At 58.7% G+C, this 26,977-nt stretch carries 24 protein-coding genes; 9 read left to right on the top strand and 15 right to left on the bottom strand.

Going from position 1 to position 26,977, the window contains the following annotated elements; all coding sequences use genetic code 11:
- Positions 1 to 62 precede the first annotated feature (62 nt).
- The 3 genes from AC6I9R_RS21095 to AC6I9R_RS21085 all read left to right on the top strand — a co-directional run bounded on the left by AC6I9R_RS21095 (position 63) and on the right by AC6I9R_RS21085 (position 2,914).
- Entirely contained in the window at positions 63 to 1,061 is a 999-nt protein-coding gene (locus tag AC6I9R_RS21095) for an NAD(P)-dependent alcohol dehydrogenase (protein ID WP_461429298.1), read from the top strand.
- Complete coding sequence (locus AC6I9R_RS21090; protein ID WP_461429299.1) at positions 1,058 to 1,732, top strand: TetR/AcrR family transcriptional regulator; 675 nt, start codon at positions 1,058 to 1,060, stop codon at positions 1,730 to 1,732. Before AC6I9R_RS21095 ends, AC6I9R_RS21090 begins: the two co-directional genes overlap by 4 nt.
- Before the next feature lie 147 nt (positions 1,733 to 1,879).
- On the top strand, positions 1,880 to 2,914 hold the full coding sequence (locus AC6I9R_RS21085; protein WP_461429300.1) for a hypothetical protein: 1,035 nt from the start codon (positions 1,880 to 1,882) through the stop codon (positions 2,912 to 2,914).
- Positions 2,915 to 3,223: 309 nt separating this feature from the next.
- Here AC6I9R_RS21085 and AC6I9R_RS21080 read toward each other — a convergent pair whose 3' ends face one another.
- The 7 genes from AC6I9R_RS21080 to AC6I9R_RS21050 all read right to left on the bottom strand — a co-directional run bounded on the left by AC6I9R_RS21080 (position 3,224) and on the right by AC6I9R_RS21050 (position 9,752).
- Positions 3,224 to 4,213 carry an alpha/beta hydrolase gene (locus tag AC6I9R_RS21080; RefSeq protein ID WP_461429301.1) on the bottom strand — a complete coding sequence of 330 codons (990 nt, stop codon included), beginning with the start codon at positions 4,211 to 4,213 and terminating at the stop codon, positions 3,224 to 3,226.
- A gap of 145 nt (positions 4,214 to 4,358) precedes the next feature.
- Positions 4,359 to 5,375 (bottom strand): AraC family transcriptional regulator, encoded by a 1,017-nt coding sequence (locus AC6I9R_RS21075; RefSeq protein WP_461429302.1) that lies wholly within the window; start codon positions 5,373 to 5,375, stop codon positions 4,359 to 4,361.
- 607 nt (positions 5,376 to 5,982) lie between these two features.
- Positions 5,983 to 6,666, bottom strand: a complete 684-nt coding sequence (locus AC6I9R_RS21070; protein ID WP_461429303.1) for a hypothetical protein — start codon at positions 6,664 to 6,666, stop codon at positions 5,983 to 5,985.
- Between the two features lie 92 nt (positions 6,667 to 6,758).
- Positions 6,759 to 7,268, bottom strand: coding sequence for an anthrone oxygenase family protein (locus tag AC6I9R_RS21065; RefSeq protein WP_461429304.1), 510 nt, complete (start codon positions 7,266 to 7,268; stop codon positions 6,759 to 6,761).
- A 66-nt stretch (positions 7,269 to 7,334) separates the two neighbouring features.
- Positions 7,335 to 8,162, bottom strand: coding sequence for a Rossmann-fold NAD(P)-binding domain-containing protein (locus tag AC6I9R_RS21060; RefSeq protein ID WP_461429305.1), 828 nt, complete (start codon positions 8,160 to 8,162; stop codon positions 7,335 to 7,337).
- Between the two features lie 186 nt (positions 8,163 to 8,348).
- Positions 8,349 to 8,636, bottom strand: coding sequence for a DUF1330 domain-containing protein (locus tag AC6I9R_RS21055; RefSeq protein WP_461429306.1), 288 nt, complete (start codon positions 8,634 to 8,636; stop codon positions 8,349 to 8,351).
- A 117-nt stretch (positions 8,637 to 8,753) separates the two neighbouring features.
- On the bottom strand, positions 8,754 to 9,752 hold the full coding sequence (locus AC6I9R_RS21050) for an AraC family transcriptional regulator (protein WP_461429307.1): 999 nt from the start codon (positions 9,750 to 9,752) through the stop codon (positions 8,754 to 8,756).
- A 780-nt stretch (positions 9,753 to 10,532) separates the two neighbouring features.
- On the opposite strand from AC6I9R_RS21050, the gene AC6I9R_RS21045 reads away from it, so the two are divergent.
- From AC6I9R_RS21045 to AC6I9R_RS21035, 3 genes are all read left to right on the top strand, one after another.
- Positions 10,533 to 11,477, top strand: a complete 945-nt coding sequence (locus AC6I9R_RS21045) for a glycosyltransferase family 2 protein (protein WP_461429308.1) — start codon at positions 10,533 to 10,535, stop codon at positions 11,475 to 11,477.
- A gap of 134 nt (positions 11,478 to 11,611) precedes the next feature.
- On the top strand, positions 11,612 to 13,282 hold the full coding sequence (locus tag AC6I9R_RS21040; RefSeq protein WP_461429309.1) for an ABC transporter ATP-binding protein: 1,671 nt from the start codon (positions 11,612 to 11,614) through the stop codon (positions 13,280 to 13,282).
- The gene (locus AC6I9R_RS21035; RefSeq protein ID WP_461429310.1) at positions 13,269 to 14,318 is read left to right on the top strand and encodes a sulfotransferase family protein; all 1,050 of its coding nucleotides are present in this window, start codon (positions 13,269 to 13,271) and stop codon (positions 14,316 to 14,318) included. Before AC6I9R_RS21040 ends, AC6I9R_RS21035 begins: the two co-directional genes overlap by 14 nt.
- An 84-nt stretch (positions 14,319 to 14,402) precedes the next feature.
- Here the strand turns inward: AC6I9R_RS21035 and AC6I9R_RS21030 are convergent, their stop codons facing one another.
- From AC6I9R_RS21030 to AC6I9R_RS21005, 6 genes are all read right to left on the bottom strand, one after another.
- Positions 14,403 to 15,401, bottom strand: a complete 999-nt coding sequence (locus tag AC6I9R_RS21030; protein ID WP_461429311.1) for a hypothetical protein — start codon at positions 15,399 to 15,401, stop codon at positions 14,403 to 14,405.
- Positions 15,402 to 15,480: 79 nt separating this feature from the next.
- Positions 15,481 to 16,380, bottom strand: a complete 900-nt coding sequence (locus AC6I9R_RS21025; RefSeq protein ID WP_461429312.1) for a class I SAM-dependent methyltransferase — start codon at positions 16,378 to 16,380, stop codon at positions 15,481 to 15,483.
- Entirely contained in the window at positions 16,380 to 16,955 is a 576-nt protein-coding gene (locus tag AC6I9R_RS21020) for a methyltransferase domain-containing protein (RefSeq protein ID WP_461429313.1), read from the bottom strand. The genes AC6I9R_RS21025 and AC6I9R_RS21020 overlap by 1 nt, the downstream gene beginning before the upstream one ends.
- Before the next feature lie 39 nt (positions 16,956 to 16,994).
- A complete protein-coding gene (locus AC6I9R_RS21015; RefSeq protein WP_461429314.1) occupies positions 16,995 to 17,966 on the bottom strand; it encodes a glycosyltransferase family 2 protein in 972 nt (323 codons plus the stop codon).
- A gap of 2 nt (positions 17,967 to 17,968) precedes the next feature.
- Complete coding sequence (locus tag AC6I9R_RS21010; protein ID WP_461429315.1) at positions 17,969 to 18,811, bottom strand: sulfotransferase family protein; 843 nt, start codon at positions 18,809 to 18,811, stop codon at positions 17,969 to 17,971.
- On the bottom strand, positions 18,808 to 19,701 hold the full coding sequence (locus AC6I9R_RS21005; RefSeq protein ID WP_461429316.1) for a glycosyltransferase family 2 protein: 894 nt from the start codon (positions 19,699 to 19,701) through the stop codon (positions 18,808 to 18,810). Before AC6I9R_RS21005 ends, AC6I9R_RS21010 begins: the two co-directional genes overlap by 4 nt.
- Before the next feature lie 440 nt (positions 19,702 to 20,141).
- Here AC6I9R_RS21005 and AC6I9R_RS21000 point away from each other — a divergent pair, with 440 nt between their 5' ends.
- Genes AC6I9R_RS21000 through AC6I9R_RS20990 form a run of 3 tightly spaced genes read left to right on the top strand, consistent with a single transcriptional unit; the run spans position 20,142 to position 23,603 of the window.
- On the top strand, positions 20,142 to 21,014 hold the full coding sequence (locus tag AC6I9R_RS21000; protein ID WP_461429317.1) for a radical SAM/SPASM domain-containing protein: 873 nt from the start codon (positions 20,142 to 20,144) through the stop codon (positions 21,012 to 21,014).
- On the top strand, positions 21,011 to 22,423 hold the full coding sequence (locus tag AC6I9R_RS20995; protein WP_461429318.1) for a radical SAM protein: 1,413 nt from the start codon (positions 21,011 to 21,013) through the stop codon (positions 22,421 to 22,423). The genes AC6I9R_RS21000 and AC6I9R_RS20995 overlap by 4 nt, the downstream gene beginning before the upstream one ends.
- A gap of 31 nt (positions 22,424 to 22,454) precedes the next feature.
- Entirely contained in the window at positions 22,455 to 23,603 is a 1,149-nt protein-coding gene (locus AC6I9R_RS20990; RefSeq protein ID WP_461429319.1) for a phosphotransferase family protein, read from the top strand.
- Here the strand turns inward: AC6I9R_RS20990 and AC6I9R_RS20985 are convergent.
- Together AC6I9R_RS20985 and AC6I9R_RS20980 are read right to left on the bottom strand one after the other, a co-directional pair.
- Entirely contained in the window at positions 23,572 to 25,872 is a 2,301-nt protein-coding gene (locus AC6I9R_RS20985; RefSeq protein WP_461429320.1) for a DUF6365 family protein, read from the bottom strand. The genes AC6I9R_RS20990 and AC6I9R_RS20985 overlap by 32 nt on opposite strands.
- 24 nt (positions 25,873 to 25,896) lie before the next feature.
- Positions 25,897 to 26,856 carry a glycosyltransferase gene (locus AC6I9R_RS20980; protein WP_461429321.1) on the bottom strand — a complete coding sequence of 320 codons (960 nt, stop codon included), beginning with the start codon at positions 26,854 to 26,856 and terminating at the stop codon, positions 25,897 to 25,899.
- Positions 26,857 to 26,977 lie beyond the last annotated feature (121 nt).

Genomic DNA, 26,977 nt, shown 5'->3' with positions numbered 1-26,977 from the left:
TCAGCCCCAGCTATCGGTGGAAAACGATGACGCAAGCGCCAACTGTAGACCCGGCCGAGACGATGACCGAAACGATGCGCGCGATTGTCCAGCGCGAGTATGGAGGTCCCGAGACGCTGTCGCTGAGTGAGGCGGAGCCGATCCCGAGCCCTGGGCATGGCGAAGTCCGTGTGCGCGTTTACGCATCGTCGGTCGCGGCCGGGGACGTACACATGGTGACCGGACGCCCTTATCTGATGCGGTTAGCAGGCTTTGGCATCTTAAAGCCAAAGCATGGCCTTCCTGGCTTGGACGTTGCGGGGGTGATTGACGAGGTCGGAGAGGGCGTAGGTCGCTTGAAGGTAGGCGACGCGGTCTATGGGGAGCTGAAGCGAGGTTCCTTCGCCGACTTCGTGGTTGGACCCGAAGCACTGCTGGCGAAGATGCCCGCTGGCTTGAGCTTTGGTGAGGCCGCAGCCATGCCCACCTCAGGAATGACGGCGCGCGAGGCCGTGCGCAAGCATGGGCGTGTCGCCGCTGGTGAGCGCGTGCTGGTTATCGGTGCGACAGGCGGTGTCGGTCATTTTGCGCTTCAAATCGCCGTTGCGAATGGCGCTGAGGCAGATGCGGTTTGCAGCGGGAAGAACGCCGACCTTGCTCTAGAGCTGGGAGCCGCCCGCGTGATCGACTATCGACGAGACGACATCACGGAGGCGATTGCCACCTACGACGTCGTCATCGACACCGCTGGTAAGGTCCCAATATCTGCGGCCCGCAACATGCTGCGACCAGGCGGACGGTGGGTGGCAGTGAGTGCCGGTCACGGCGGCGACTGGCTAGGACCACTGCCGCGTATGATCGCAATGAACGCGGGAAACATCGGCCGAGACGCTAAGTTCGTCAGCTTCGTCGCCACTCCAAGCGCCGAGAGCCTGCAGCAACTCACAGAGCTCGTAGAGCGTGGCGAGCTTCGGCCAGTGGTCCAGCGAACTTACGACCTGAGCGAGGTTCCTCAGGCGCTTGCCCACCAGCAAGCCGGGGGATCGAGGGGCAAACGCGTTATCTCGGTGCGAGCCAAATGAGCCGTCGAGCTCAGCTTACGCGCGAGCAGGTGCTGCGCAAAGCCGTCGAGCTTGCTGACATCGAAGGGCTCGGCGCGCTCTCGATGCGTCGGCTCGGGAGTGAACTCGGCGTGAAGGCGATGTCGCTCTATAACCACGTCGCGAACAAGGACGCGATACTCGATGGAGTCGTGGATCTTGTGGTTGCAGAAATCGAAGTGCCTGACCCAGAGCTGTCTTGGCGGCCCGCCGTGGAAGCCCGGTGTCGCAGCGCTCGCGAAGTATTGCTCGCGCATCGCTGGCTCGCGGGCCTGCTCATGTCGCGCTTCAATGCCGGGCCCAACATGATCCGCTACGTCGACGCTACCATCGGCGCGCTTCGCGGGGGTGGCTTTTCCATCTCAATGGCTGACCAGGCTTGGGGCATCTTGGATAGTTATCTCTACGGCTTCGTTTTGCAGGAGCTCGACTTCCCTCTCGACCAGGACGAGTATGCGGACACCGCTGCTGCCTATTTGCCTTCGCTTGACGCTGAAGCTCTCCCGCACTTCACCGAGATGACCCGAGCGGTTGCCGAGCGTCGCCACGACGGTGTCCGCGACTTCGAACTGGGCCTCCGTCTAGTGCTCGACGGACTCGAAGGCCTCCTAAGAGAGCAGGTCACGCAGGCATTACCGCAAGCAAATGGGTAGGCTGTGGTCTCCTCGAACTTGCAATGAAGCGCTGAGAGCGAGATACGAGCAGCACTAGAACGGAGCCTCGATAGGTTAATCAGAAGTGTTTTACTTGCCAGGATGCACTGAGCCCTGGCGGTCAATCAAATAAGGAAGGAGGTCGCCATGACCAAAGAATTGCGAAAGCTCCTGGGTCGTTCAATGCGCCTCGCGATGGCTCTCTTGTTCACGCCAAGCCTTGCGCTTGGACAGGACGCCAATTCTTGCTTTGACGGCAATGCTCCGGCTAGTCACGCTTTCGGCGAAAACCCAGAGATCGTGCCTGAAGGTGTAGGTTCTTTCCACTTGCCAGATATTGGAGCAGCCGGTCTCACTGTGCAATACGTGCGCCCACAGAGTTTTTCTTCTTCTGCGATTGTGCTCGTCCTTCCCGGTGCTGGACGCAACAGTGACGACTATAGAGACGCATGGATCGACGCGGCCTGTGCCTCGGGGACATTCGTGGCAGCCCTAGGGTATTCGGAAGAGGACTATGACTTCACCGCATATAACATGGGCGGCACAATCTCCAACTTGCAATTCGATAACCCAAGTTTTTCCCGTGTATCCGAGACCGCAACAACACTCACGCTAGACGATGCCGACATTCAGTTTGATGTGGTGACGAACCGCCCGGACTGGATTTTCGATGAGTTTGATCGCGTCTTTGAGCAACTGGTTCAGACTACGGGTTCCGAGGCAGAAACATACGATATTTTTGGGCATTCCGCCGGCGGTCAAATTCTGCATCGCTTCGCGATTTTCGCGCCACGGTCCCGGGCCCGCGTTATCATCGCCGCAAATTCGGGGTTCTATACATTTCCCGACCTTTCACAGGCGTTGCCCAATGGGCTACAGGGTACAGGCTTGACAGAGACTGACTTATCGCACGCTTTTGGCGCACACCTTATCCTGTTGCTGGGTGCCCTAGACAACAGCGACCAAGCTGGCGGGACGTTGCTGCACACACCTCTTATCGATCAATCGCAGGGCTTGGGGCGTCTTGATCGGGGACTAAGCTTTTTCCAGCATGCTAGTGACGAAGCGGAGAGGATCGAGGGTACATTTCGTTGGCAGATCCAGATCATCGACGGGATTGGACATGACTACCGAGCGATGAGTGCTGCAGCGGCCGATTACTTGATGAATTTGACTGACTAAAAAAATGCTATCAGAGTTTCTTGAGTGTGTAGTTTCCAGACAATTGCCTCTACGCGTTTTGGTCGACTTCAGTGAATCGAACCGCAATGCAATGCGCTGCTACTAGCCGTATAGATTAGGTCCCGCTTGTTGGGAAAGCTGACATTAATCCAACGCCCAGCATCCTACACTCTGGGCTCCTGAGCACCCTAATCAGCTCGTAACACAGCTAAGAGTTGAGCGGTCTGGTCGCCAGCTCAGAGCCCAAAGCGGTCGATACTGGCACTTAGCCAGTTACGCCTTGCCACCGGCCCATCTCTGCCAAAACTATCACCGCAACCAGTCAACGATCAACGCTGCCGTGCTTTGTGCGTCGACCACATCCATGTGCTGGAGATCCGGCAGAACGTGGTAGGTCCCGAGCGACGTGAAGACCTCCATAGTTGGCTGGTACAGGTTTGCAACAAAGGCCTCATCGTCCGCCCCAGCGATCAGAAGCGTTTCGGGCAGGTTGGAGATGTCCGCTCCCAACTCGGGCCGCGGGTGGTAAGAGGTGTTGAGGCGGTAAGAGTAGGCGTCCGTCATAGGCCCAGCGTCAGCATCCGCGCGCAAAGCATCGGGTAAATTGAGTTGTACCACTGTCAGTCCGTTGAGAGCCGTCACACCGAAGCCGTTAAGGATTTCAAGACCAATGTAGCGTCGCAAGAGCGGATGCGCCCAACCGCCAGCATTGGGATGCGTCGTGGGCGCGTCATGGCCCAGATAGGGTGCCAACAAGATGGCGCGATCTAGCATTGCTCCATGAGCGCCACCAGCGAAGCGCACGACAAGGCCCCCACCAGAGGAATGACCGAGAAGAATGGCCTCTTGACTAGGGCCAGCCTCGGCTTCGATCAGCGAAGCGAGGTCGTCTTCAAGCTGGCCCACATAATCCACATCGCCCCTTCGTTCCGGCGATGTCCCGTGCCCTCGAAGAGCTGGTACCAGAACATTGGCAACACCTTCTGCGGCGAGTGTGGTGGCGAGCTGCTCAAACTGCCCACTATGCATACCGGAGCCGTGGACCATCACCATAAGTGGGGCGTTCGGGTTTTCTGTCGGATACCGGCGCAGCGACAAGTCTGATCCATCCGGAGCGGTCCATGTCTCAAGCTCTACCGAGGTGGCTCCAAGATCCGTGCGATGAAACATCAGAGTTTCGCCTGCTGCCGCGAACTCCTGCTCGGGCCAATCGGACGCCACCAACAAAAATGGTCCAGCAGCAATGAGCAGGATGAGAGCGGCGGTGAGCTTGGCTACGCATCGAATGAACGTCTTCATGTGAATTCTCTCCATCGGTTTTGATCCGTCGTGGCCTTGCGGCCCGAGTGTGTCGATGGAGATGGGGTAGCCAAGCCGGCAGCGCGCCGGGATGACCGTTCCGGCCAACCTGCTGACCGATGAGGCCAAGTTGGCCGCTGGAGCCCTAAATCAGAGTTTGGCGGAAGTCCGAGGGGCTCAATCCGGTCCAGCGACGGAAGGCGCGCACAAATGCCGAGGTCTCAGAAAACCCCAGCAGAAAGGCTACTTCAGCCACTGTAGCTCTGTCTGATTTCAGGTATTCGCGCGCCATCCTGTCTCGAACGCCGTCATAAACCTCAGCGTAGGTCAGGCTTTCGTCCTTGAGGCGCCGGTGTAGGGTCCGTTCGCTTACGGCTAGATCACGCGCGACGCGTTCTCGGGCGACGGGCCCACGATGCAGCTCCCGCAGGATCTGCTCCTCAACGCGGGCCCGGAACGTCGCTGTCTCTTGCAGCGACGCCAGAAGAGTCTCGGCATGGTCGATGAAGAGATTGAGCGCATAGGGTTTCGCGTCGCGGTCAGTGACGTTTACCCAATGGGGGTGAATGCGCAGCGCATTGCGATCTGCACGGAATTTTACTGGGACCCGGAAGATATCTTCGTAGAGCTCGGCGTGGAGCGGGCGGTCGTAGGTCAAAGTGACTTCGACGGCCAGTGGGATAGCTGGCTCCGCTTTGCGGTAGCTGGACACAAAGCCGGCAAAGGTTGCCTCGATTGCATCGGCGCCGGCCAGATCGACCGGGAGCGTATCCACGAGCCATGTCTCAGCACCGGATTGCGCCAGTTCGAAGCGGTGATCCGTGTGGCGCAATGGAATGTCAGCAACCAGCCGTACGTAGCGATTGAGTTGCGGAATGACTTCTGAAAGTGGTCCAGCGGTCGCTACGATCAACCCGACAATCGAAAGATGATCCAAGCGCCGATCAGCCGCGTGTCGCATGGGCAAACCTGTGTCGCCTGTCAGCTTGATCGCTACGTCAAGAACCGCACCATAGGCGTCCGCAGAGATGCGCCCATCGGGGTCACGTAGGTCCGCTTCCGATAGTGACGCAGTGGAGAGCATTTCACCCCGGTCAACGCCGCGCTCTTCCGCAAAATCTACGAAGGAGGCGGCCAGGCTAGCCGCGATCGTCATCTCCATCGCCTTCGGGTCCCTTCGATGTTGCCATTTCAAAACGCCGCAGCCGGATGACGCTCTATCGAAACACCTTACCTGCGCTGATGCGCAGGCATCCATCCCACATTTTCCGTCCGAGCATCCTAAGGCTCGATCAGAAGGAGGACACCGTCGAAAAGGACAGAAGAGGACGTGTGAGACGGGTAGTTTTGTCCGCTAGGCTTGCATTGGGGCGGCCGGTATTTGCCGGAGGCGTCGAATGATCAACTCATCCGATGGTTGTTGGAAGCGATCCGTTGATGGAGGTGGTTCATCGCTGCCTATCGAAATCCGAACTGAACTCAGATCCTCTCCGAACGGCCTGTACATCTAGCCTTTTGAAAACGAACGTTTTTGAGAGGCCTTCAGGAGTCATTACTTCATCATTGAGAGGTTCTGAAGGGGAAACTTAGATGAATTTGCGATGATGCAGGGTGCCCCAATCAGCCCGCAACACAGCTAAGAGTCGAGCTCTCTGTTCGACCGCTCTGAGCCCAATTTTGCCCAAGTACTGCGATGCAGCGAATGACCAACCCGCGGGCTCTGCAATAGGCGCTGCGATCCGCATCGCCAACGTTTCTCCATTTTGGCTTCAACGCGCATCAACGCCTTCTCGTGCTTTCAGGATGAGCTTCTGGGCTTCGGTTCTCAGGTCTTCGACGATCTCGCGTTCGCTCAAACCCTTTCCCGCGCGTTTCAAGACAAGCTCCGCATGCCGAACGCCATCTTCATCGTATCCATAAAGAACCGACTGGGCTCTGATGTCTGTTGGGCCGCACAACCATGTGCGGCGGCTCAGCGGATCGATGTAGAGCGTCGATTTGGAATAGTGCTCATCTCCGCTTTCGATGTCCGTTCTGGCGAACATGATCTCGTCCACGCCTTGATGTTCGAAGGGTTGGGTGATGCTGCGAAAGTGCGAGTCCATCTTTCCGTCCTCGTCTACCCCATACCCGGTGATGGACAGCGAAGCGACGTCCTGGGAGATGCGCCAAATGCCAAGGTGACGCTTGCCGTTTGCCTCATAACTGTAGGTCCAAAGGCCTTTCACGAACTTGCCGCGGTGATACAGTGCAAGCAGGACGTCCAAGCGATGGATCAGCCAGTAGACCAGCAGGATTAACAATCGAAAAAGCCCAACGCTGGTAAGGACCGTGATCAGCCATCTGACCGTGGGTTGGATGTCTTCGATGTTGGTAAGCAGATTGCTGAGTGCCATCATGTACGAAATCGTGACCAGCAATATGAGGATGTTCACTTTTTCAAAGATGTTCATGACGTTGGTGCCTTCACACTTTCGGACTGACCTGCGGTTTGGTGAGACGGGCGGTGCGCGGAGGTGACGCACCGCCCTTACGTGACCGCGCCTCAGACTGACTGCGACTGGCTTTGGGTCATCCACACAAGCCCAAAAAGAAGCAGCGCAGCGGACGCGGCACTTGCGAAGGTCCGCACCGAGTTCCAGAACGTCCACCTCGGCACATACGTCTGGAGCCAGTAATCGCGCGTGGCGCCTGATGACATTTCCATCCCCGCAAGGGCCTCGTTCATGGGCACGTTGAAGAAGACTGTGACCGCGAAAGTGCCAATCAGATAGACCAGCCCGGCCATCATGATCAGCGTTCCCGCAGGGCCGGAGACGCCAAACGCACCATAGCCCGCCACAACCAGCGAAACGGCGGCCATGCCGAGAAACAGCGCCATGAACACCCAGCGAAACACCTCGCGGTTGATGACCTGCATGGCCTCGACGCCGCCATGGCCGCCAGTCAATGCGAGAGACCGCATGATGAAGTCGGAAAAGGCGAGAAACACGCCACCCACAAGGGCATAGGCGATGATTGCAAGTTGCATGAGAAGGAAGAAAGCGGTCGACATTGTCGGTACTCCAGATTGGGGACGATGCGGCGGCAAAGCGCGAGCCTCCTGCCGCTTTGATTGGGATCAAGCGGCGGTTGACCAGACGCCTGCGGCCATGGCGGTCTTGGCGAACGCCGCGAAGTCGCGCGGTTTGCGGCCCAGGGCGCGCTCTACACCGTCGCTTGTGTACGCGTTGCGGCCATCCAGCGTCTCACGGGCGATCTGCGTGAACACCTCGGCCACGAAGTCACCGCCCGAGGCAGCGACATTGGCGTGAAAGTCCTCGAACGTGATCGGGATATGCTGGATCGGACGGCCCAGTACCGTCGTCAGCACGGCGGCCATCTCTGCGAACGTCATCAGGCGCGGGCCCGTGACCTCGTAGCGTTCGCCGATATGGCCATCTTCGGTCAGGGCAGCGACCACGACATCCGCGATGTCGTCAATGTCGATGATCGGCTCGGGCATATCACCGCCGGGCATCGGAAGAACGCCACCCAGGATCGGATCACGAAGGTAGCCTTCGCTGAAGTTCTGCGCGAACCACGCCGCGCGTACGATTGTGAAGGGCAAGCCGGAATTGCGGACGATGTCCTCGCCCATGCTGGCGAAATGCTCACCGCGGCCGGATAACAGGACGATGTGCTTGAGCCCGGTATCGAGAGCAACCTTGGTGAAGGCCTCAAGTTTCTCGACTGCGCCGGGGAAGGCGAGATCAGGGAAATAGGTCACATAGGCTTTTGAAACGTCGCTGAGTGCGGGTGCCCAGGTTGCCGGGACTTCCCAATCGAACGGGGTCTCCGACCGCCGGGCACCGCGCCGCACGGCGACGCCCTTGGCTTCGAGTTTGGCGACAACGCGAGAGCCGGTCTTGCCGGTGGCGCCGATGACGAGGATGGGGTGATGGGTCATGGTCTGTCTCCTTGGTTAAAGTTGATGACCAAGGATTAGAAGGAGATAGCCGCGCCGGTATTGACCGCACTTGCCAGCGTTTTGACATCCGCTGCCAATCCGGTTTGGCATGAGGCCTACCGCAAAACGAAGGACGGCGCCGGAATGTCCTACGCCGTCCGTCTCGGTCTGAGTTGCCTAATTTGGTTATTCTGCTTCGTAGAGTGTGAATTGCATCTCCGCGGCTTCTTCGCGTAGCGGCTTGCAGGCGGTATATTCCGGCGAGGCAAACCAGGTCTTGGCCGATGCGACATCCGGAAAGCGCACAATCGCAATGGACTGCATCGCGTTTTCCCCGACGAGGGCGGCGACCTTCTCGCCGATCGCGACAAACTCACCACCGTAGGCCAGCACAGCCGGGCCTGCCGCGGTGGCGTAGGCATCCATTCTCTCGGCGTCTTTTACGTCGAAGCGTGCAACAATAAGTGCAGTCATTTTCAGTCTCCTTGGGTCAAGTTGATGACCAAGGTTTAGAAAGACCGGTGGGCGCGGGTATTGACTGCTCTCGCCGAGGTTTTGACATTCGCTGCCAATGCCGCTGGCCGCAGACCTTCACTTGAGAGATTTCCGGTAAGTTGCTGGCGTGACACCCATCCATCGTTTGAACGCGCGATTAAAGGCACTTTGTTCTGAATACCCTGTGAGGAACGCGATTTCAGACAAGGCGTACGCTTCGTCTTGAAGCATGCCGATTGCGATTTCCCGGCGGGTCTCTTCGGTGAGTGTCTGAAAGCTGAGGCCATGATCGGCAAGACGTCGATGAAGAGAACGGGCGCTCAACCCCAACCGCCGCGCAATGTCGGCCATATTCGGCAAGCCCTCACTGAGCGCGCGAGCGATCTCGTCTTTAGTCTGCGCGCGCAAGGCGGGAGTGTCGTCGATCTGGGCCAGCTCACGATCAAGATGGGAGACGAGGAATTGGGTAATGCCGTCGTCGCCCAGGAGATTGGCCTGCTGAATAGACTGGTGGGATAGAAGCATCGCATCCCGATCGGCTCCAAACAGCACAGGACAGCCGAAGAACGCTTCATGATGCTCGATCGTTTTCGGCGCGGCGTGTTTGAAAGTCACCTCGATCGGGTCGAATGGCCTCGGCGACACTTGCCGGCTAAGCGATACGGTACTGGCTGCGGTGGCCTCGATCGAGATGCGCATGCCCAGCCGCCGGCTGCCTTCGCGATGCTGGATATAGAGGATGCCGCTCTCAGTCTCTTCCAACTCATATTGCGTTACGCTGGTCCATAGCCGCCAATATCGCACCACCCGAGAAAGCGAGCCGAGGAGGTTCGGCGCGGCTTTCCATGCAAGGCCGAGTGCGCCGTATTCATCAGGGCGCATCGCTTCCCCCACGATGAGGGGCAAGCGCGTAATATCCATCTGATCGGCCATCAACTCGATCATGCCGTAATAGTCACCTTCATCCAGCATGAGCTTAGGGTCCCATGGATCGTCTGCATCCACGCCAACAGATGCCAGCACAGCGCGTGCATCGATGGCATCACCCGCAATGCCAACCACTTTCCGAGCAAAGAGAGAAGTGACCTGACCCATGCAATCAGGCTAGTTCAGTCGAAACCACCAGCCAAGCCTCGCGGCGTCAAAGCTGTCATTCCTCTTGCAACGATGGACGTCGGCTTGGTCCGCACAGCGGACCTTTGTGCATCCTGCGGTGAATGTCAGCACTTGGCTCAGCCCTCCCACTTTGTGCGTCGCCCAATACGAGGGGAGGGGGTGGCACAAAGTAGGTTGGATGGCGGGCGGGACCGCGCAGGTTCCCGGTTTTTCTACGCCGTCACTTTGAAGGGAAAAAGTAGCTCAACTATGTGAATGGCTTTGCGGTGTGGATTCGGCTATCAAAAATGCAGCGACGCTCATCCGCGTTACATTCACCCCCTCCGAATCCCTATTTCTAAAGCCTTGGGTGGTATTTTTTGTGGTATGAAACAAATAGAGTGACCAAATAAACAAACTAAAACAGTTACTTGGGGGAATTGTTTTGCGGATCCCCAGTCCGCCACTTACCACTTTCTCGAAAACTAAGCGGGTTGCCTTGGGCGGATGCCGACTGATCGCGTGAGCCAGCGCGGGGTGCGGGTCCTTTTGCCAAATCCAAGGCCAGCGCGCTGTCCTGGCCAAGACTGGCTCGACTTCATCCGACAACAACTGTAGGGCGGGTCAAGTTTGTGAGCGGCCCGGATCGCTTGTGGGCTTTGAGCAAAGTCGAGAGACTGCCTGTTGCTGTAGGCATCTCGGCACTTAGTACGAAGCTGGCCTTGAACGAAGAAGCTTACTGAAATGCCCCTGGAATCAATCAGTAGCGATGGGACGGACGTGGCCATCCCGCCCCCGGTAAGCCGCTCGGTCATGATCCTCCTTGCAACCTATCAGGGTGCGCGGTTCCTGGGAGAGCAGATTCGGTCTCTCTATGATCAAAGTGTCCCGGACATTAGCATCTTTGCTTCAGACGATGGTTCGACGGACCAAACACTTGAAGTGCTGCAAGAGGCGCAAACCAACTGGGACAAAGGGGAATTCCACATCCGCTCAGGGCCCGGTGTGGGCTATCGGTCGAATTTCCGCTCTATTGCGCTGCGCTGCGATCTGAATTCAGACTATTATGCCTTCTGCGATCAAGACGACATCTGGGATGCCGACAAGCTGGAACGCGCCTTGCGCTGGAGCGCAAAGTTCGACCCCGAAATCCCTCAAGTCTATTCATCTCGCACCCGTTGGATCGATGAGAGCGGCAAGTTTTTACGTATTTCACATGCGTTCGGACGAGAACCAAGCTTTGCGAACGCCCTCGTGCAAACAATCGCGGGCGGGAACACGATGGTGATGAATCAGGCCGCCATGAAGTTGTTCCGCAAGACCGCGGAAAGTGTCGGGCCTGTAAGCCACGATGGATGGCTGTACCTGATCGTGACAGGGGCTGGAGGCATTTTTCACTTTTCGGATGAGGCCAGCGTCTCCTACCGCCAGCACAATGCAAGCGTTTCAGGTGTCCCAACGCCGCTTACCTCGTGGATGTGGCGGCTGAGTGAACGACAACGGGCAGGCATGCGGCAGGCCATCGACAAGAAAATCACGGCCTTGGAGAGTTGCATCGACCACCTGACGCCCGAGGCGCGCTTGGTATTGAAAGAATACAAAGCGTCCCGAAACGGCGCCTCGGTCTTTAAGCGCATCCGGGCGCTCAAGAAGTCTGGTGTGTATGCGCGGACTTTTCGCAGCAATGTGGCAATGCACGTTGATTGCTTGTTCCGCGTAACCTGACGGTCTTGCCGGTGTCCATCAAGGATCACAGCACTGCAAAGGGAGCAACGGGGGACGGAGTGCAAAGCAGTCCAAGTGTCAGAGCCTCCCTGAAATGGGTGTTGAGAACCATGGCGCCCGTTCGGAAGCGCCAGATGTACACCTTTATCGTTCTGGTGTTTCTGTCTGCGCTTGCGGAACTCGTCACCCTGGGGTCCATCATCCCCTTCCTGGCGCTGGTGTTCGACCCTGGCTGGGTTCCGTCGCACCCCCTCGTCCAGGATGCGCTAAATAGGCTAGGTCCGGCAGACTCGACTCAGAGGGTTTTGGCATTGGCAGCCGTGTTTAGTAGCGCTGTGCTTTTGGCAGGGGTCATCCGGATCATAACCGAATGGAGCGGGAATAGGTTCGTCTTCGGTCTGGGGCATGACCTTGCTGTTTCGGTTTACCGATCCGCATTGCACCGCCCGTATCTTTACCACGTCACGACCAACACCAGCGAGATTATCGAGGGCGTTAACAAGGCGCATATCGTTGCAACAAAGGTAATTTCTCCTTTGATCTATGCCGTCATTAGTTCGACGATCGCGATTGCCCTGATTATCGGCCTATTTATTATTGATACTACGTTTCTCGTAATTATCGGCTTCCTTTTTGGTATGGGCTACGCACTTTTGGTGGCTATCTCGAAAACCAGATTGGAAACCTATAGTAAGACGATGTCCAAGAAGCTCATACTTCGAACCCAAGCAGTACAGGAAGGGTTGGGCAGTATTCGCGACGTGATCGTGGCGCGATCTCAGTCTTCTCATATCGCGCGTTTCGTCCGGTTTGATCATGAGCTGCGCACTGCAATGGTGCGTAGCAATTTTACGGGCACTGCGCCCCGCTACGCAATTGAAGCGCTGAGCATTATTGTCATGATGCTGATTGCCCTGATATTCGCGCTTCGCGCCGAAGAACCAGCCTCGACGATTCCGATCTTGGGGGCCTTCGCCCTCGCGGCGCAACGTATTCTGCCAGCGATTCATCGGCTTTATTTTGCCTGGGTCCACGTCAAATCCAACCACGACCACCTTCGGGATATTGTGAATTTGATTGATGCGCCTGTGGAAACGGCTGCGACCGTTGAGGCCCTCGCCTTCAATCAAGAAATTCGTATGACAAATGTCGGGTTTCGATACAGCGAGAATTCGCCAGTGGTGCTGTCCGATATCAATCTTGTAGTTGGGAAAGGCGAACGTCTGGCCCTCGTAGGCAAGACCGGAAGCGGAAAAAGTACGATTGCTGATTTGATCATCGGCGTGTTGGAGCCGACTTCCGGAGCCGTTTCTGTCGACGGCCAAGTTATAGACCACAGCAACCGAAGCGCATGGCAGGCACACATTGCCCATGTGGCGCAGGATGTCTTTTTTACCGACGCCTCTCTGGCCGAAAACATCGCGTTTGGTGTGCCACCGGAAGAAATAGACTGGGCGCTCGTGCGGCACGCGGCAAAACTGGCGGCGCTGTCGGAGTTTATCGAAACCCTTCCCGAGGGCTATGATACGATCATCAACGAGCGTGGCATTCGTTTTTCCGGAGGCCAGAGGCAGCGCGTAGGGATCGCGAGGGCAATCTATCGGCACGCGGATGTCCTGATCCTCGACGAGGCAACCAGCGCGCTGGACAATCAGACAGAGGCTGACGTCATGGACTCGATTAGAAATCTGGACGAGGACATGACCATTATCATCATTGGGCACAGTCCCGGCGCGATTGCGATGTGCGACCGGACGGTCCACGTGCGCGACGGACGTATTGTCGAACGGAGTGGCGATCTATGACGCAAGGTGTATTCCTCTCGTGACATCCGCTTCGGCAACCGTCGGCGGGGCACCGCGTTTGATCGCCGTCCTCGGGATGCACCGATCCGGCACCAGTCTGGTGACGCGGTCCCTGCAGGTGCTGGGCGCGCAACTTGGCGAAGACATGGCGCGGCCCAATTGGGCCAACCCGACGGGATATTGGGAAGATACCAGCGTCCACGCCCTGAACGTCGATGCCTTGGCTGCCATTGGCACAACGTGGGACAGCCTTGCACCAATCACGGATAGCGACCTCGACAGGCTTATCGACCTTGGTTTTCTGGCTGCTGCCACATCGCTGTTATCTGGGAAACTGGATGAGGCTGATATCGTGGCGGTGAAGAACCCCAGGATGCTGCGGCTCAAGCCATTCTGGGACCGGGCCTTAACCGAGATGGGGGGTGCCGTTGACGCGGTTCTGACGGTGCGCCATCCGCTCAGCGTTGCGCGGTCATTGGAACGACGCAACGCAATGCCCGTCAGACAGAGTTACCTACTTTGGATGACCCATGTTCTTGCGGCAGCCCAGATGTCCGTTGGAAGGAGGCACGTCGTCGTCGCCTACGACCGGATGATCCAGTCGCCCGAGCAAGAGTTTGATCGCATTGCAAGAACTCTTGAGTTGAGCGTCGACACCGACGAACGCGCGCAATTCCTCAGCAGCATTCTAGACCCCGAGCTTAGGCACACTGAATTTACAGATGAGCAATTGAGGGAGGATGCCGAGTGTCCCGAAATCGTGCAAGAAATGTACTCTCACCTGGTCGGCGTGGCCTCCGCCTCCCGGACACTCGATCAGCAACTCGTGGAAGACTGGGCGACAGAGGTTGATCGGCTGACACCAACCCTCAGGCATATTGACAGTCTCAACCTCGCATTGAGCCGCGCGCGGCAGCCATTCTCGCTACGTCGATCCCTCTATCACACCGCGCGCGCCGCAATACGCTGGATGCCCTTCCTGCGTGCCTTGCCAACAAGCCTGAAGGCCAGAATTGCTCGGATGTTGCGCTGCTAAACGAAAGCGCCCAATCGGCCGGAATACACTCAAAGCGATACTGGCGGTGGCCTATGTGGTGTCATGGGGGAAATGCCGGTCGGTTTAGGGGAGGGTGCGATCCGCTCCGAACAAGTCCAAGGAATCGAGGCCACGGTCGTCCAGATAATGGCTGTGAATACGACGCGAACGATTGCCGTTGAGAAGATCAAAAGCGCTGCCGATGTCGACCGCAACGCCCCCGCGCCGCCGCACCATTTCGCCGTAGATTTCAGCCCAGGGCCCGGCGCCGAGCAGAACGAGGGTTCCCGACAGATCAGCGTTCAATCTCGCCTCGACCGCGCTTAGGAAAAACGGAGTGTCGGCAAGCTGTGCCTCCGGTATCTGGTCAGCGTTCAGCTCAATAAGATCCACCAGCGCGTCAGGGAAAAGGGCACGAAGGCGCCCAACAGCTTCTGGGCGGTTGCATATGCACAGAACCTTCCGGGCAGCGGCCATCAGATCCGGCAGAAAGTGCGAAACGCCAAAGTAGGCGTGCGCCGAACAGATCAGTTTGCCGGCGAGGGCGCCCGCCTCGGCGTAGTTGAGCATCTGCGCTATTCCGCGCCAATGCCCCGAAGTCGCTCTTACCGATTTGTGCAGGGTCCTAACGGCGTGTTCGGTCATATCGTCAACGCTGGCCGGACGGGCACGCCATAGTCCGACGACCCCGACTGAGTCCGCGGCCTCGACCGATGCCACCATTGCGTCGCGCACCCGCAAAGCCTGCCCGTCCGTCACACGAAACCGATCCGCACACATCATGACGGCCTGCTCCATGGCCACAGAGTCCAGAACAGGGGTTCCGGGATCGGCACCATAGGAAAACAGGTTCATCTCGCGATCGCCCAACCGGACAAGCAGGTAGGGTTCTCCTGCTTGAAGCGCGGCAATGACGGGCACGACAATTTCGCGATCAAATGGGTCTGTAATCACGCGTAAACCCATCGCGCGATAGCGGGTTGCCAGATAGGCCGGGTCCATCAAAGCCCGACGTTCCAATATATCGGCCCGCATTGTGGCCAATTCCGTCTCGGGAACGCCAAGTCTGTTCTTACCGATCACCCGCTCTGTCCAAAGTGCCGACAGCCGGGAGAGAACTCTGTCCGGCCGCAGACGGCGCAATACTCGGGCGCCCGGCATCTCAGCTGGGTTCCTCTCTTCCAAACTTTGACATCAAGGTCTGCGCCCGACGCCGCCACTTGCCCGTAGGCCACCAGTTGGCGCCCGCGCTCCTCAGGCTTTGCTGTGCGGCATCGACGTCCCGCAAGTGTGCGACAATGAACAGGTCGCGCCCGTTCAAATCGTGGAACGTGTGCTCGAATCCCATGCTGTGGAGAAGCTTGCTGACAATCTCGGGCGAGGTGAACTGGAACTGTGGACCAACGCTCCCGCCAAGCTGGAATCCAACGGGCGCGTTGCACAGCAGCTTTTCAAGGCCATTGGCATTGGTTGCGTCGGCAACATTCATGGCAAGCAGGCCGCCTGGCCGCAGCGCGAAAGCGGCAGTCAGCATGTATACGGCAAGCGAATGCAACTCGACGTGAACCATGGCGTCGAAGGAAAATACCGCGTCGACCCGACGTGTAAGCCGCTTGTTCGCCAGGGTTTCAAACATGCCCGTCGGGTTCGAGCCCAGCAGATGCGTTTCCAAACGCCCGTCAGCGATGGGTCCTTCGAAACGGAGATGCATCTGGTCGAGAAACGCCTGCGAGACGTCGAAGCAGTCTATCTTGACGTCAGGCCATCGGGAAAGAACCGGCACGGTGAAGCGTCCGGCGCCGCTTGCCAGCTCGCAGATATGAACGGGCGTTTCCTGTCCGATCGGGTCAAACACACAGGTCTTTAGTATGTGGTCGACAGCCGCAGCGTCCCCCCATTCATCGCCCGGCCAGGCATAGCTGTCGTCGGAAGTATTGAGCACCTGCCATCGCTGCAAATCGCGGGGCGTCTTTGGACGGTCGCTCTGGATACGAACGAAGTCCTCCTTCACATATCGGTCCCACGTCTCGGCATAGGCCGATTTGTCGTCTCGTTCGGTCATTATGCGTTCTCCCCCGTTCCAACGGACTTCAGGAACACAAGCCCGGTCTCTGCAAAGAAGCTGTCCGCGCGCTCGGCGCGGGCCATGTCCCGGAAATGTTGGGTGTCCATGGAAGGCCTGTACCCACGTTGCGCGAACTTTCCGACCCAATAATCCTGGGTCTGAAGGTTAACATGATGGTGCCCTTTCTGGCCTGGCAAACCATGGGTCATCACGACCACGGGCGCGTTGCTAAGCGTAGTAAGAAGATTGTCGAGATATTTCGGTGCGATGTGTTCAACGACTTCGGTGCAAAAGACGAGGTCGCAAGGGTAGATGTAGGGACCGCGTTTGAGGTCGTGCAAAGCGATCGGGTAGAGGGCGTTCAAGACGTTGTCTTCGAGGCCATCGAAACCGTGGGCGATAACCCCCCTGCGCGCAAAGAACGCCACCGCGTGACCCTCGCCCGCGCCAACGTCGAGCATCGACTTTGGCGCAAACCGATCGATCAGCGCCTGCCAGAGAAGCGGCGTAATCGTTTTGCCGTCCCCGTGCCGCAGGTTGCCACCCAGATCCTTCTGGCGGTCACTGACCACGAAGAAGTCTTTCCAATTTCCCATCATGCGCGTTAACCCCTAGTTTCGTCCCTGAGTAGCGTAGGCACGGATGGCGGTCGACCAGAAGGAACTGCGCCTGGGAACCCGCATCAACTCCATTTCCACCAACTGCCAGCTGTCTCGATACCGAATGGAGCCTTCGAACGCTGCCGTAAAATCGGAAACAGTCGAAAGAACGGCGTTGTAGGCATCATACTGTCTGGCACCCATGAAATGCTCCTTACGCATCGCCTCTTGTGCGGCCTCTGCGGCAAAGTCCTGCAGGAACTTGAAATGCAGCAAAAGCCCGTTCGCGGGAGCGAGCCGCGCGCCAGTCAGATTATGTGTCGACGCCGTTAGTTTCCTTGCGGCGGTCCACTTGATTAACGGGATCTTGAACAGCATTGGGGGCGGATAGCCAAGGTCTCTTTCGTCCCAAAACAGCCGCGCCCGCGGGCCACCGCGATTGATGACCCGATGTCGTGGGCCTACGCGAAGCGTGTTGTAGCCGCTTCCGTCGAACATCGGGCACGCGTCGATCAGGCGGTCACCTGGCAGGTATTCAAGCGCGTTCAGGGGTCCTTCGGGATACATATCCAGCATGGGCGCGGCCACGGCATCGGCCCGTCGGCTCTCGGCCCATGACAGGAAATCCGCCAATGGGATCGTCTCGTATCCAGGAAACACGAACAACTCGTCCGCATCCAGGATCAACGTCCAATGTCCGACGGCGTGCGCAAGCAGCACGTCGTTTAACCAGTCAATGCCGCAATTGCTTGTTGAGTAGGGTGCGCTCGTATGGAACAGGCAAACGTCGGGCTGACTTTCGAGGTAGGCGGCACTTCCGTCTTCAGACGCGTTGTCGACAATAAAGAAGCGGTCAACGCCAAGCCGTCGGTGGTGGGCCAGGAAATCCGGCAAGCGAAGTGCTTCGTTGCGCACACAAGCGACCGCGAGGATTGCGCTGTCCGAGACCTGAGGATTGCCCGAGATATGTTGGAGATGATCCAAGTTCAGGTTTCTATACTGTAGCCAAGGTCTTCCAGAAGCCTGAGATGGGACGCTTCGAAGAAATCACGCATCCCGTCGTCGACCCTGCGAGGCGCCGCGGTTCGGGTGCGGACTTGACCGGCAGCCTTCCTCAGCCAGGCCTTATCTTCCCGAAGGTCCGCGAAACGCGCGATCCGGGAAAGTTCTTCCTTCGGTGCCTTCTGAAGATCCTCGTAGCGTACTTCGATATAGCTGCCGGGCCGCAGGCGCGTTGCCTCGTCACGGATCCGCATGAGACGATCATACCAGAGTTTCGAATACGCCCCGGCTGGCGCCTTCGCGAAAGGACGCACGGGGGGCTGGTAGTCCAGCGCCAGCGGAGACCAATGGGTGCGCCCCATTGCAGCAAGCGCCTGGTAGCCGGGATGGCGCGACATCGACGTTGCGGTGCGAACCCCGTCTCGAATGACGTGGACGATCCTGCAGCCCGGCCAATACATCTGAATTGTTGACAAGAAATACCCGTAATCGGGCGTCTTGTCGGCCCAACCCGGTTTCCCTTGGGCACGTGCGAAGAACCTTCCGAGTGAATCGGCGAATTCAGGCACCGTCATGGTAGGAGAATAAAGGGGACTCCTCCGGTATGCGTCCACGTCCAGATCGGTGGTTGGTTGCCCCGTGACGAAGTGCGTCCGATTGACGATCCCGAGCATCTCCGATGTGTCTGCGACGAGGGTGCCGAAACTCTCGTGCAGGGCTGGTAGCCAATGGGTTTCCTTGAAGACGAACAGGTCCGGATGATCGTTCAGCATGCGCCAAAGCAACGTGGTGCCACAGCGTCCGGTGCCAACGATACATAGTTTCATGGCGCCGCGCCCTGTGCGGCAGAGAGCGGGGCGATGGTGTTCCGGAGTTCGCGGAAACGGGCGTCTTCGAGGGCGCGACCAGCGCGCAGGTGTTCCCGCAATTCTTCCTGGCTCGGCAAGGCGTCTGCCAATGCTGCGTCCAGCCCCTGTTCGACAATCAGGCGATACCACCGGCGCCAGTGCCATCCAGACGCTTCTGTCAGCTCCAAATTAGCCATATAGGCTTGCCCGCCGTTAACGATCTTGCGCTCGAATTGTTCTCTTGAGCGAAACGGAAAGTGAAAGATCGTGATCCGATCTTCGGTCCTGATTTTCCGTATCCATCCGCTGAAACGCGCATCGTGATTGCCCTGCGTCACTTTCGTGAGCTTCTTTGCCCGCACAAGCGCTTTCGGGGGCAAGTCCAAGTAGAAATAAGGGCAAGGTAGTGGGCTCGAATACCAGTCATCCAACTTCGGAGGCGTAACGGGTTGCGCTGCCCGATAGGTGAGGCGCTCAAACCAGGGTGTGTCTTCGGGCCCGTCATAGGCTTGGATCATGTTGAACCTTTGACACTTCAGGATTGCCGCTGTCCGGTCTTGCAGCACGGCCTTGAAGTTTCCGCCAGAAGGGCACCAGAACTCATCCGCATCGTTGTTCAAGATCCAGTCCGCCCCGAACTCCTCACGCGCAAGCAAGGCTGCCTTCGTAACCCATTTGGACTGCGCGTAATCCCGCCCCTTCTCGTCCAAAAGATGCAGCACGCCAAGCCGCTCGTATTCATTCAGGATGTCCCTGGTGCCGTCTTGCGAGCCATTATCGATGGCAACTATGTAGTCGACGCCTTGCGACAGGTGAAACTCGATATTCTCACGGACAATGTCGGCCTCATCTCGGACGAGCAAGGTCATGACCAATTTCAATTGCGAGCCCCCATTTCACACCAGCTTAAGCTTCCAACGCGTGGCGCAGCAAAGTGACCCAAGCCAACAGACCAAACTTTGCTTAACTGACAACCAGATTCAGGTCCATAGGACGCATATGACGGGCGAAGCGTGGCAAAAGAACGAGGGGGCTTTCCGTTAAACCCGGGAGTGATTCCCCAATCCGCCATTTCATGCCCTTCGTGTGTGGATGCGTGCCGCCGGCATCGTCCCTATCGGTTGGTTCCAGATGGCACGTCCTGTGCGGTGTGCAAGGGCCAGCGCCAAACGGCGCTGGGCCAATGCCTTGAACCATCACAATTCGTTAGAGAATTCTGATATCCCATGTTACCCCTAAGGCAGGGAAAAATGGTGACGGCAGGGGATCCTCTGCGGCACCAGAGATCCCACACTTTTGGGAATTTTTCGTGAAGATATTTGATCTGGAATTGGCAAGCCCTTGCAACGCGAGCTGTAGCTTCTGTCCCCAAAACTGGTTTGGCGTCAAACGGGACACGCCCTTCATCGACGCAGCGCTGCTGGACAACATCACCCGGGAAATCGGCGATATGGCCCGTGACGAGACGGTGCACGCCGTCTTCTGCGGCATGGGCGAAAACCTTTTGCGCAAACCTCTGCTCTTTCGCGCGTTGGAGAATCTGGAGCGCTTTTCAGATGGCGCGGTGACGACGACGCTGGTGACCAACGGCGCGCGGCTGACGCCTGATCTGCTGGAGAATGACGCCTTCCGCCGTTTGGACGGCATACAGGTCAGCATCACCGGCATGGACCCCGACAAATATGAGGAAGTCTACGGCCTGAAACACGCGCCTGTGGTCGAGAATATCACCGCAATGGCCAAGGCGATGCCGGGCAAGGTCTACATCAGATCCATCGAGTTTGACCGCGAAGAGGACAGGCAAGAGCACGCGCGCTTTGTGGCCTATTGGTCCGACCGCGGGGTCGAGGTGACGTCGCGCCCGCTGCACAGCCGCGGCGGGCATCTGGACGATCCCCGCGCCTACCGTGGCGCGTATCGGCAGTTCAAAGGCTGTGGCATCTTCAACCTGATCACGTTCATTTCCAGCGACGGCAAGGTGCTGTCATGTTGCCACGACGTGCGGTCTGAACATGTCGTCGGCGACTGCCGCACAACCCCGCTGAAGGAAATCATTGCAGAGAAACAGAAGCTGCAAGCCGGTGATTTCAAAGGCTACGAGATCTGCACTAAATGCACGGATTTTGAGCTGTCGGCCGCTGGATTATTTGAACCTCCCCCTTCGCAGGAGCATGCGCTTTGACCACATTAGAGCTGACGGGACGCCCCGCTTCCGGGCCCGGCCTGCAAACCGCGCTGCCGCGAGATATCTCGGCTAAACTCTTCGCGCGGATCCTGGTCGTCGCCCGCACGCCAGAGCAGTATTACAACCTGCGCTGGGGTATGGTGAACAAGGGCTACCGGAACTTCGATGTTGTCGAGAGCCTTGAGGAATTGGCCACTGCGTGGGACGATGCGACGCCGGACATGATCCTGGTGTCGTCGTCGCCGGGCGACAGCCTGCTCGCGTCGGTCCAAAACCTGGTGGCTGCCAAATCCGCTAAGCCGATCATGATCCACAGCGTCATGATGCCCGACGCGGAATGGTCGCAACCTCTGGGCGCATTCGTTCCCATTGAGGTCGACACCATCCAGGGCCGCATCCAGCCGTCTGATATTCCTTTGAATTTTGAGCTTGAGTTGATCTCGCGCTGCAACGCGCGCTGCAACTTCTGCCCGATCCAGGACATGGATCGCCTGGGCAACACGATGTCCGACGAGGTTCTTGACCGGATCCTGGAGCGTATTGCGCAACTCGATACCTCGCTCGTGTACCTCTGCGGCGTGGGTGAGCCGCTTCTTTACAAGAAGCTGGTCGACGTCGTGCGCCGCGTCTCGACCGAGGTGGGCTGCCCGGTGGGGGTGAACACCAACGGCCAGCTTCTGACCGGCGCGCGCTTTGAAGAGCTTCTGGATGCCGGTCTGTCGATGGTCAACGTCAGCATCAACGGCACCTCCAACGGCGTCTATGAAGAGCATATGAAGTACCTTGATCGCGACAAGGTCACGCGTAACCTGAAAGAGGTTTTGAAGATCAAGCCCGAGGCGGTGTCCTTGCAGGGGGTCATCACAGCCAGGAACCAGCACGAATTGCCGGGCCTTGTGGATTATTGGGCGAACCTGGGCGTGCGCGTTTTCACCTTCAACGAATGCTCCAACAAAAGCGGCTTCCTGCAGGATTATGCCGCGCTTCATTACGCGGACATTGATGATCTATCGGCGCGTATGGCGGCGGAACAGAACGACGCCTGGGTTTCGTTCAATTCCTGCAATTTTGGCGTCAAACAAACCGGCGCCTTCCAGTGCCGCGTGCCGGTGAACTTCCTATCGATTGATGTCCACGGCCAGCTGACCCATTGCATGCACGATTTCGCGGGCGAAACGTCTTATGGGACGTTCACCGATATCCCCGTGGATCAATTGCCCGATCTGATGATGGACCGGGTCGGTGCGAAGCCCAGGATATGCGACACGTGCAATGCCTGTGATCTGAAGCCTGCGAAGGTCATTTGGCGCGGTGATGTGGTGGTGGAGCGGAACGTTTTTGCCCCCGGAACGGCGCTTTGGGAAACGGCTTTGCATGAGCAAAGCTTCGGTCCGCCGCAGCAGTAGGTGCCATGACACGGTAAGCAGGGGGGCAGACATGTCAGGCAAGCGCGCCACGCCAACTGCGCCGACCGTGGACCGGGCGTTGCAACTGGCGCAGCAGGGGATGAGCGGTGCTGAGATTGACCGCATCCTGGGCATCGCGGCGCCTGAGAAAAGCGTCGAGGTGACAAAGATCCCCCGGGACGTACTGGCAGAGATCGCGCGGGACGTCTTCGGCGCGGCCACCAGGATCACCGACGCTCAGCGCTTGGGGCCCGTCACGCGCCACGGTCTGGCGCGACGTGGCGGATTTACCGGCAACCTGATCTACAAACTCACCCTGTCGACCGAGGCTTCCCCCATTGTGGTGCGGTTCAACCGGGGCCTGCGTCAGGACGTGTTCGTGCAGGAACAGCAGAACTACGCGGATGTGCGGGCGGCGACGGGCGTGCGGGGGCCAGATGTGCTGCACGTGGATCGAAGCCTGCGCCTTGCGCCCACGGAATTCATGGTGATGGAACACATCACCGGAGAGCTTGCGGGTTTCCTGACCCACCCGGACAATCCCGAAGTGACCGACGCCCAGAAGGCTGACATCCATCGCGACACAGGCCAGTTTTTCGCCGATCTCCACCGCGCCAGAAAGCCCCAAAGCGACGGCCGGGCAGAGGAGCGTCAAGTGCTCTTTGGCATCTACAGACTACAGGAGGTGGCGGCCCGGCATGCGGACCTCGTGGACCCGGCCCTGGTAGCGGAGGTGATCGCAGCGCTCCAGAACAGCCCGAGTTTGCAGTGCGCTGATCCGGCGCTCTGTTTCATGGACGCTGATTTACTTTTCCAGCCAGAGGGGGACGGCTGGCGTCTTGCCCATGTGTGCGATCTGGAATGGGTTTGCTACCGCAGCCCCAACGTCGATTTGGCCAGTCAGCTTTGCCCGCAAGGCGCGCTATGGGCGCTTGAGACGGCGGGGATTGAGGGGGCCGCGCTGGACCAGGTTCGCCGCAATCCATTTTTTGCGACCTACGGCGCCCATCACTCTATCGATTGGCACCGTCTTCTGGAAAACCTTGTCCACTATCAGCTGTCGCTTTGGGGCCATGCGATTGCGGATCAACCGACGCCGGAAGCCCAGACTTATCTGCTCGGTCAACGCGGGGATTTGATCCGAAACCTCATGTTGAGGATTTGCGCGACGGCGACGTAGCCCCCTGCGCGCCGATGATATGATCCACGACCCCCGCCGGGGACGGCAGTTGCGCCAGCCGTTCCAGGTACGCCTCCCGACGGGCCTTCCTGGCGCTGTCGCTGTAGCCTTTGGTCAGGATATCGCGCAGCCTTTCTTCGATCTCGTCCACGTCGCCAAACTCCGCAACCTCCACCGCCTGCGCGTATTCGCGATCTGCCGGAAACAAGAGCTTCAGAGGAAAGATGTTGCTTTGAAACGGCACTTCGGACGGGTCGAGGTTTTGCAGCACCAGATGGGGTTTGTTCATCGCGAACGCCTTCGAGACGCTGGTCTGAATAATGTTGTCCGAGATAACGAGATCACAGCTCATCAGGACGTGGTCGAACTGGGGGTAGGGTAGCAGGGGAAACACATGCTGCGCGACGCAACCCTGCGCCTCCACCCCTTCATCTTGCAGGCCGACGACCAGCAGGTCGACGCCGATCTCGATCTTGTCCAGCGCCTGCACGACGCGGTCCACCAGCAGTTTGTGGTAATGGACCAACTCGAATAGCATCGAGCCCGTCACGGCCCAAAGCGCAATCGGCAGAAGGATCGTCTTTCGGCTCGGATCGAGGCCGAGGTCACGGTAGATCTCCGCGTCCTTGGGCTGAGGGGCGATGTCCGGGAACAGGTTGAAATGACAGTTCAGCGGGTCCGCCCCCTGCACGTCATTGACAGGCGCGGGTCTGAAACGGGGCAATTCCGAGGGCAGGTTCAGGTCGCGCGTCAGCTTGGGGTGCAGGAAGGGATCGGTGTTGATCTCCACCCCCAGCGACGTGCCATCAATCGTCGCAATCGGGATGTCCAAGGCCGACAGGCCCTTCATCGACAGATCGGTCAGATTGAACAGCTCGCATCCGATGATCAGCGCAGGCGCGATCTGGCGGACCCGCTGGACGCCAAGCAGCGGAGAGTAGAACGGCACCGGCTCAAACCCGGCGGAACGGATGTGCTCGGCGATCTTGTGATGCACCACAAAGCGCGGGCGGTATCCGGCGGACTGCAAGTAGCGCGCGAGGGATAGGGCATGCTCCCGCTCGCCGAAACTGAACCAGATCTCGATATAGAAGACCACGTCGCGGTTCGGGCGGCCAAGGTCGCGCGGCTCCAGCGTCAAAGGCTCCGCCTGTCCAACGATGGCTCTTACGATGTCCGCAGGCTTGTCGAGCGCGGCAAGCCCCTCCACATACCGCGCCCTGGCCGCAGCGCATTCCGGGTCCGCAAAGCCCTTTTCGGCGATCTGACGCACCGCGTGACGCAGCCCCGCGTCATCGGTCAGTTCAACCCGGTCGATGGTCTTCGTGTAAGCGCGGTCATCGGGAAAAACCTGGGCCAGGGGGAACACGTTGGAGGGGTAGGGCAACCGGTCCGCCGCCTTGTTTTCCACGATCAGATGCGGCGTGCCCGCGACAATGGCCCGGGTGACGGAGGCCTGAATGATGTTGTCGGATACGATCAAGTCGCAGCTGGCAAGCAGGTGGTCGAACAGATCGTAGTGCAGGATCCCCAACCCTTTGACCGAGACCTCGCCGTCGAAAAATACCATCGGCAATTTGTGGGACACGACGGCCAGCTGCACCGGCGTTTCCCAGGCCTCAAACGCCTCGGCCAGCCGCGTCACCAATGCGTCGTGGTAGCCAACCAGGCTGTCGAACGGCGGCTCGGGCAGATCGGCGAAGTGATGCGCCCAGGAGGCAATCGCCAAAAGGACCGTCTTGCGCTCCGGGTCGAGCCCCATCGCCTCGTATTTCTCGGCTGATTTTTCGGACCGCGCGGCCCCGGGGTATCCGGCCCAATGGAACAGCTGGTCGGTGTTGGGCTGTTGATCATGGACCGGGCAGACGCGCAGATATTTCAGCCCCGCAGGCAGGCCCAGGGGCCGGGCGTATTTGGGCAGATGAAAGGGATCCGAGGCGATCTCGCGCCCCATGCCCGTGCCATCAATGGTCGCGAGCGGTCGCCCGAGGCCATCCAGGAAGGCCACCGTCTCGTCGCTCATGCCGAAGATTTCGCAGGCAATAATAAGGGCTGGGTCGAGGTCTTCGATCACCTCCTCCGCCAGTTCCATGCTGTCAAAGGTCACCACGCTCAACCGGGCCAACGCCAATTGGCCCGACAGCCGTTCCGGCGCTACGAACCAGCACCGATATCCAGCCGCCGTCAGGTCCCGGGAAAACCCGATGGCCTGTTGCATTTCGCCGTAGCTTGGCACCCCGGTGGGCTGAAAGTAGAAAGCGATGTCCACGTAATATTCTTTTTTTATAGAGGGTTAGGCTACATCGACCGAGGCATAACGCAAGATGATTTTCGCGGCATGTTCCGCGCCGTCGCCCTCGCGGTCCAGAGCCGTCTTTATCCAGTCTAAGGCAGTCTTGACCCTCGGGTCGCCCCGCAATTCGTGGACCAACGCGGCAAGGTCGGGCCCCGTGATCCCATCCAAAGGCTCGATCACCAAACGCCCCAGATTGAGGGCTTGAAGGCGGCGGCCAATCTCCAGTTGCTCAGGATTGGTGGGGAAGACGATAACAGGCACGCCGTGACCCAAAGCCGCCATCACGGTGCCATGCCCGCCGTGGCACAAAAGGCAGGAGGCATGCGCGAGGCCCGTTGCAAGATCGACGTCGCGCAGGTCCACCCGGCTGAAACTCAGGTGTCCCGAAAGCCGGTCTTCCAGCAGGGGCAGGTTTTCCGAGCCATTGCCGGTGCTGCCAAAAAAGACGCAGACGTCCTTTTTGCGCAAATCAGGCGTGCGGGAGGCCTTCAATCGGGACCAGCCCTGCCATTGGACCGGGCCGCACATGTGGACGGGGCGTGAGGGCTCGGTCCCGCCAAGGGCCTCAATCTCCGCGATGCCCGGCACCAGAAGGGGCGCATCGTCGAGGGGGTAGGGAAGCTTCCCCGTCGCACGGCGATGGATTGATGCGATACCGATAAGGTTCGCGATATGCAGGATCTTTCCCGCGTGCATTTTGCGGGCGGAACCCACGATGTGACGATGATCGCAGACAATGACGTCGGGCTGCACCGTCTCGATAACTTTGGCATCCGAAGCGGCCATTTCGGCCATATCTTCGGCCAAGGCCGTCAGTTCACCGGGGTCAGATGGCCCAAGCCCCGCTAGATTGGCGCGATCAGCGGCAAGGCCCGGGTCAAAGGATGCAATCCGTGACCCAGCCGCTTGGTGCGCCGCGCTTTGCACCGTCGCCACCCGTTGCACGGCGGGATCCATTGCCCTGATCAAGGGGCTGTCCGGATCTGATGTCGCCAAGAAGGTGTCGTGCCCTTCCCGGGCAACGGCTTCGGCAAGGGCCATAACGCGGACCATATGGCCCATGACCCCGCCCATGTAG

The sequence above is a fragment of the Gymnodinialimonas sp. genome (assembly GCF_059726805.1).
Note: the sequence above shows the minus strand (reverse complement) of the source record. Positions and strands in the feature narration are given on the sequence as shown.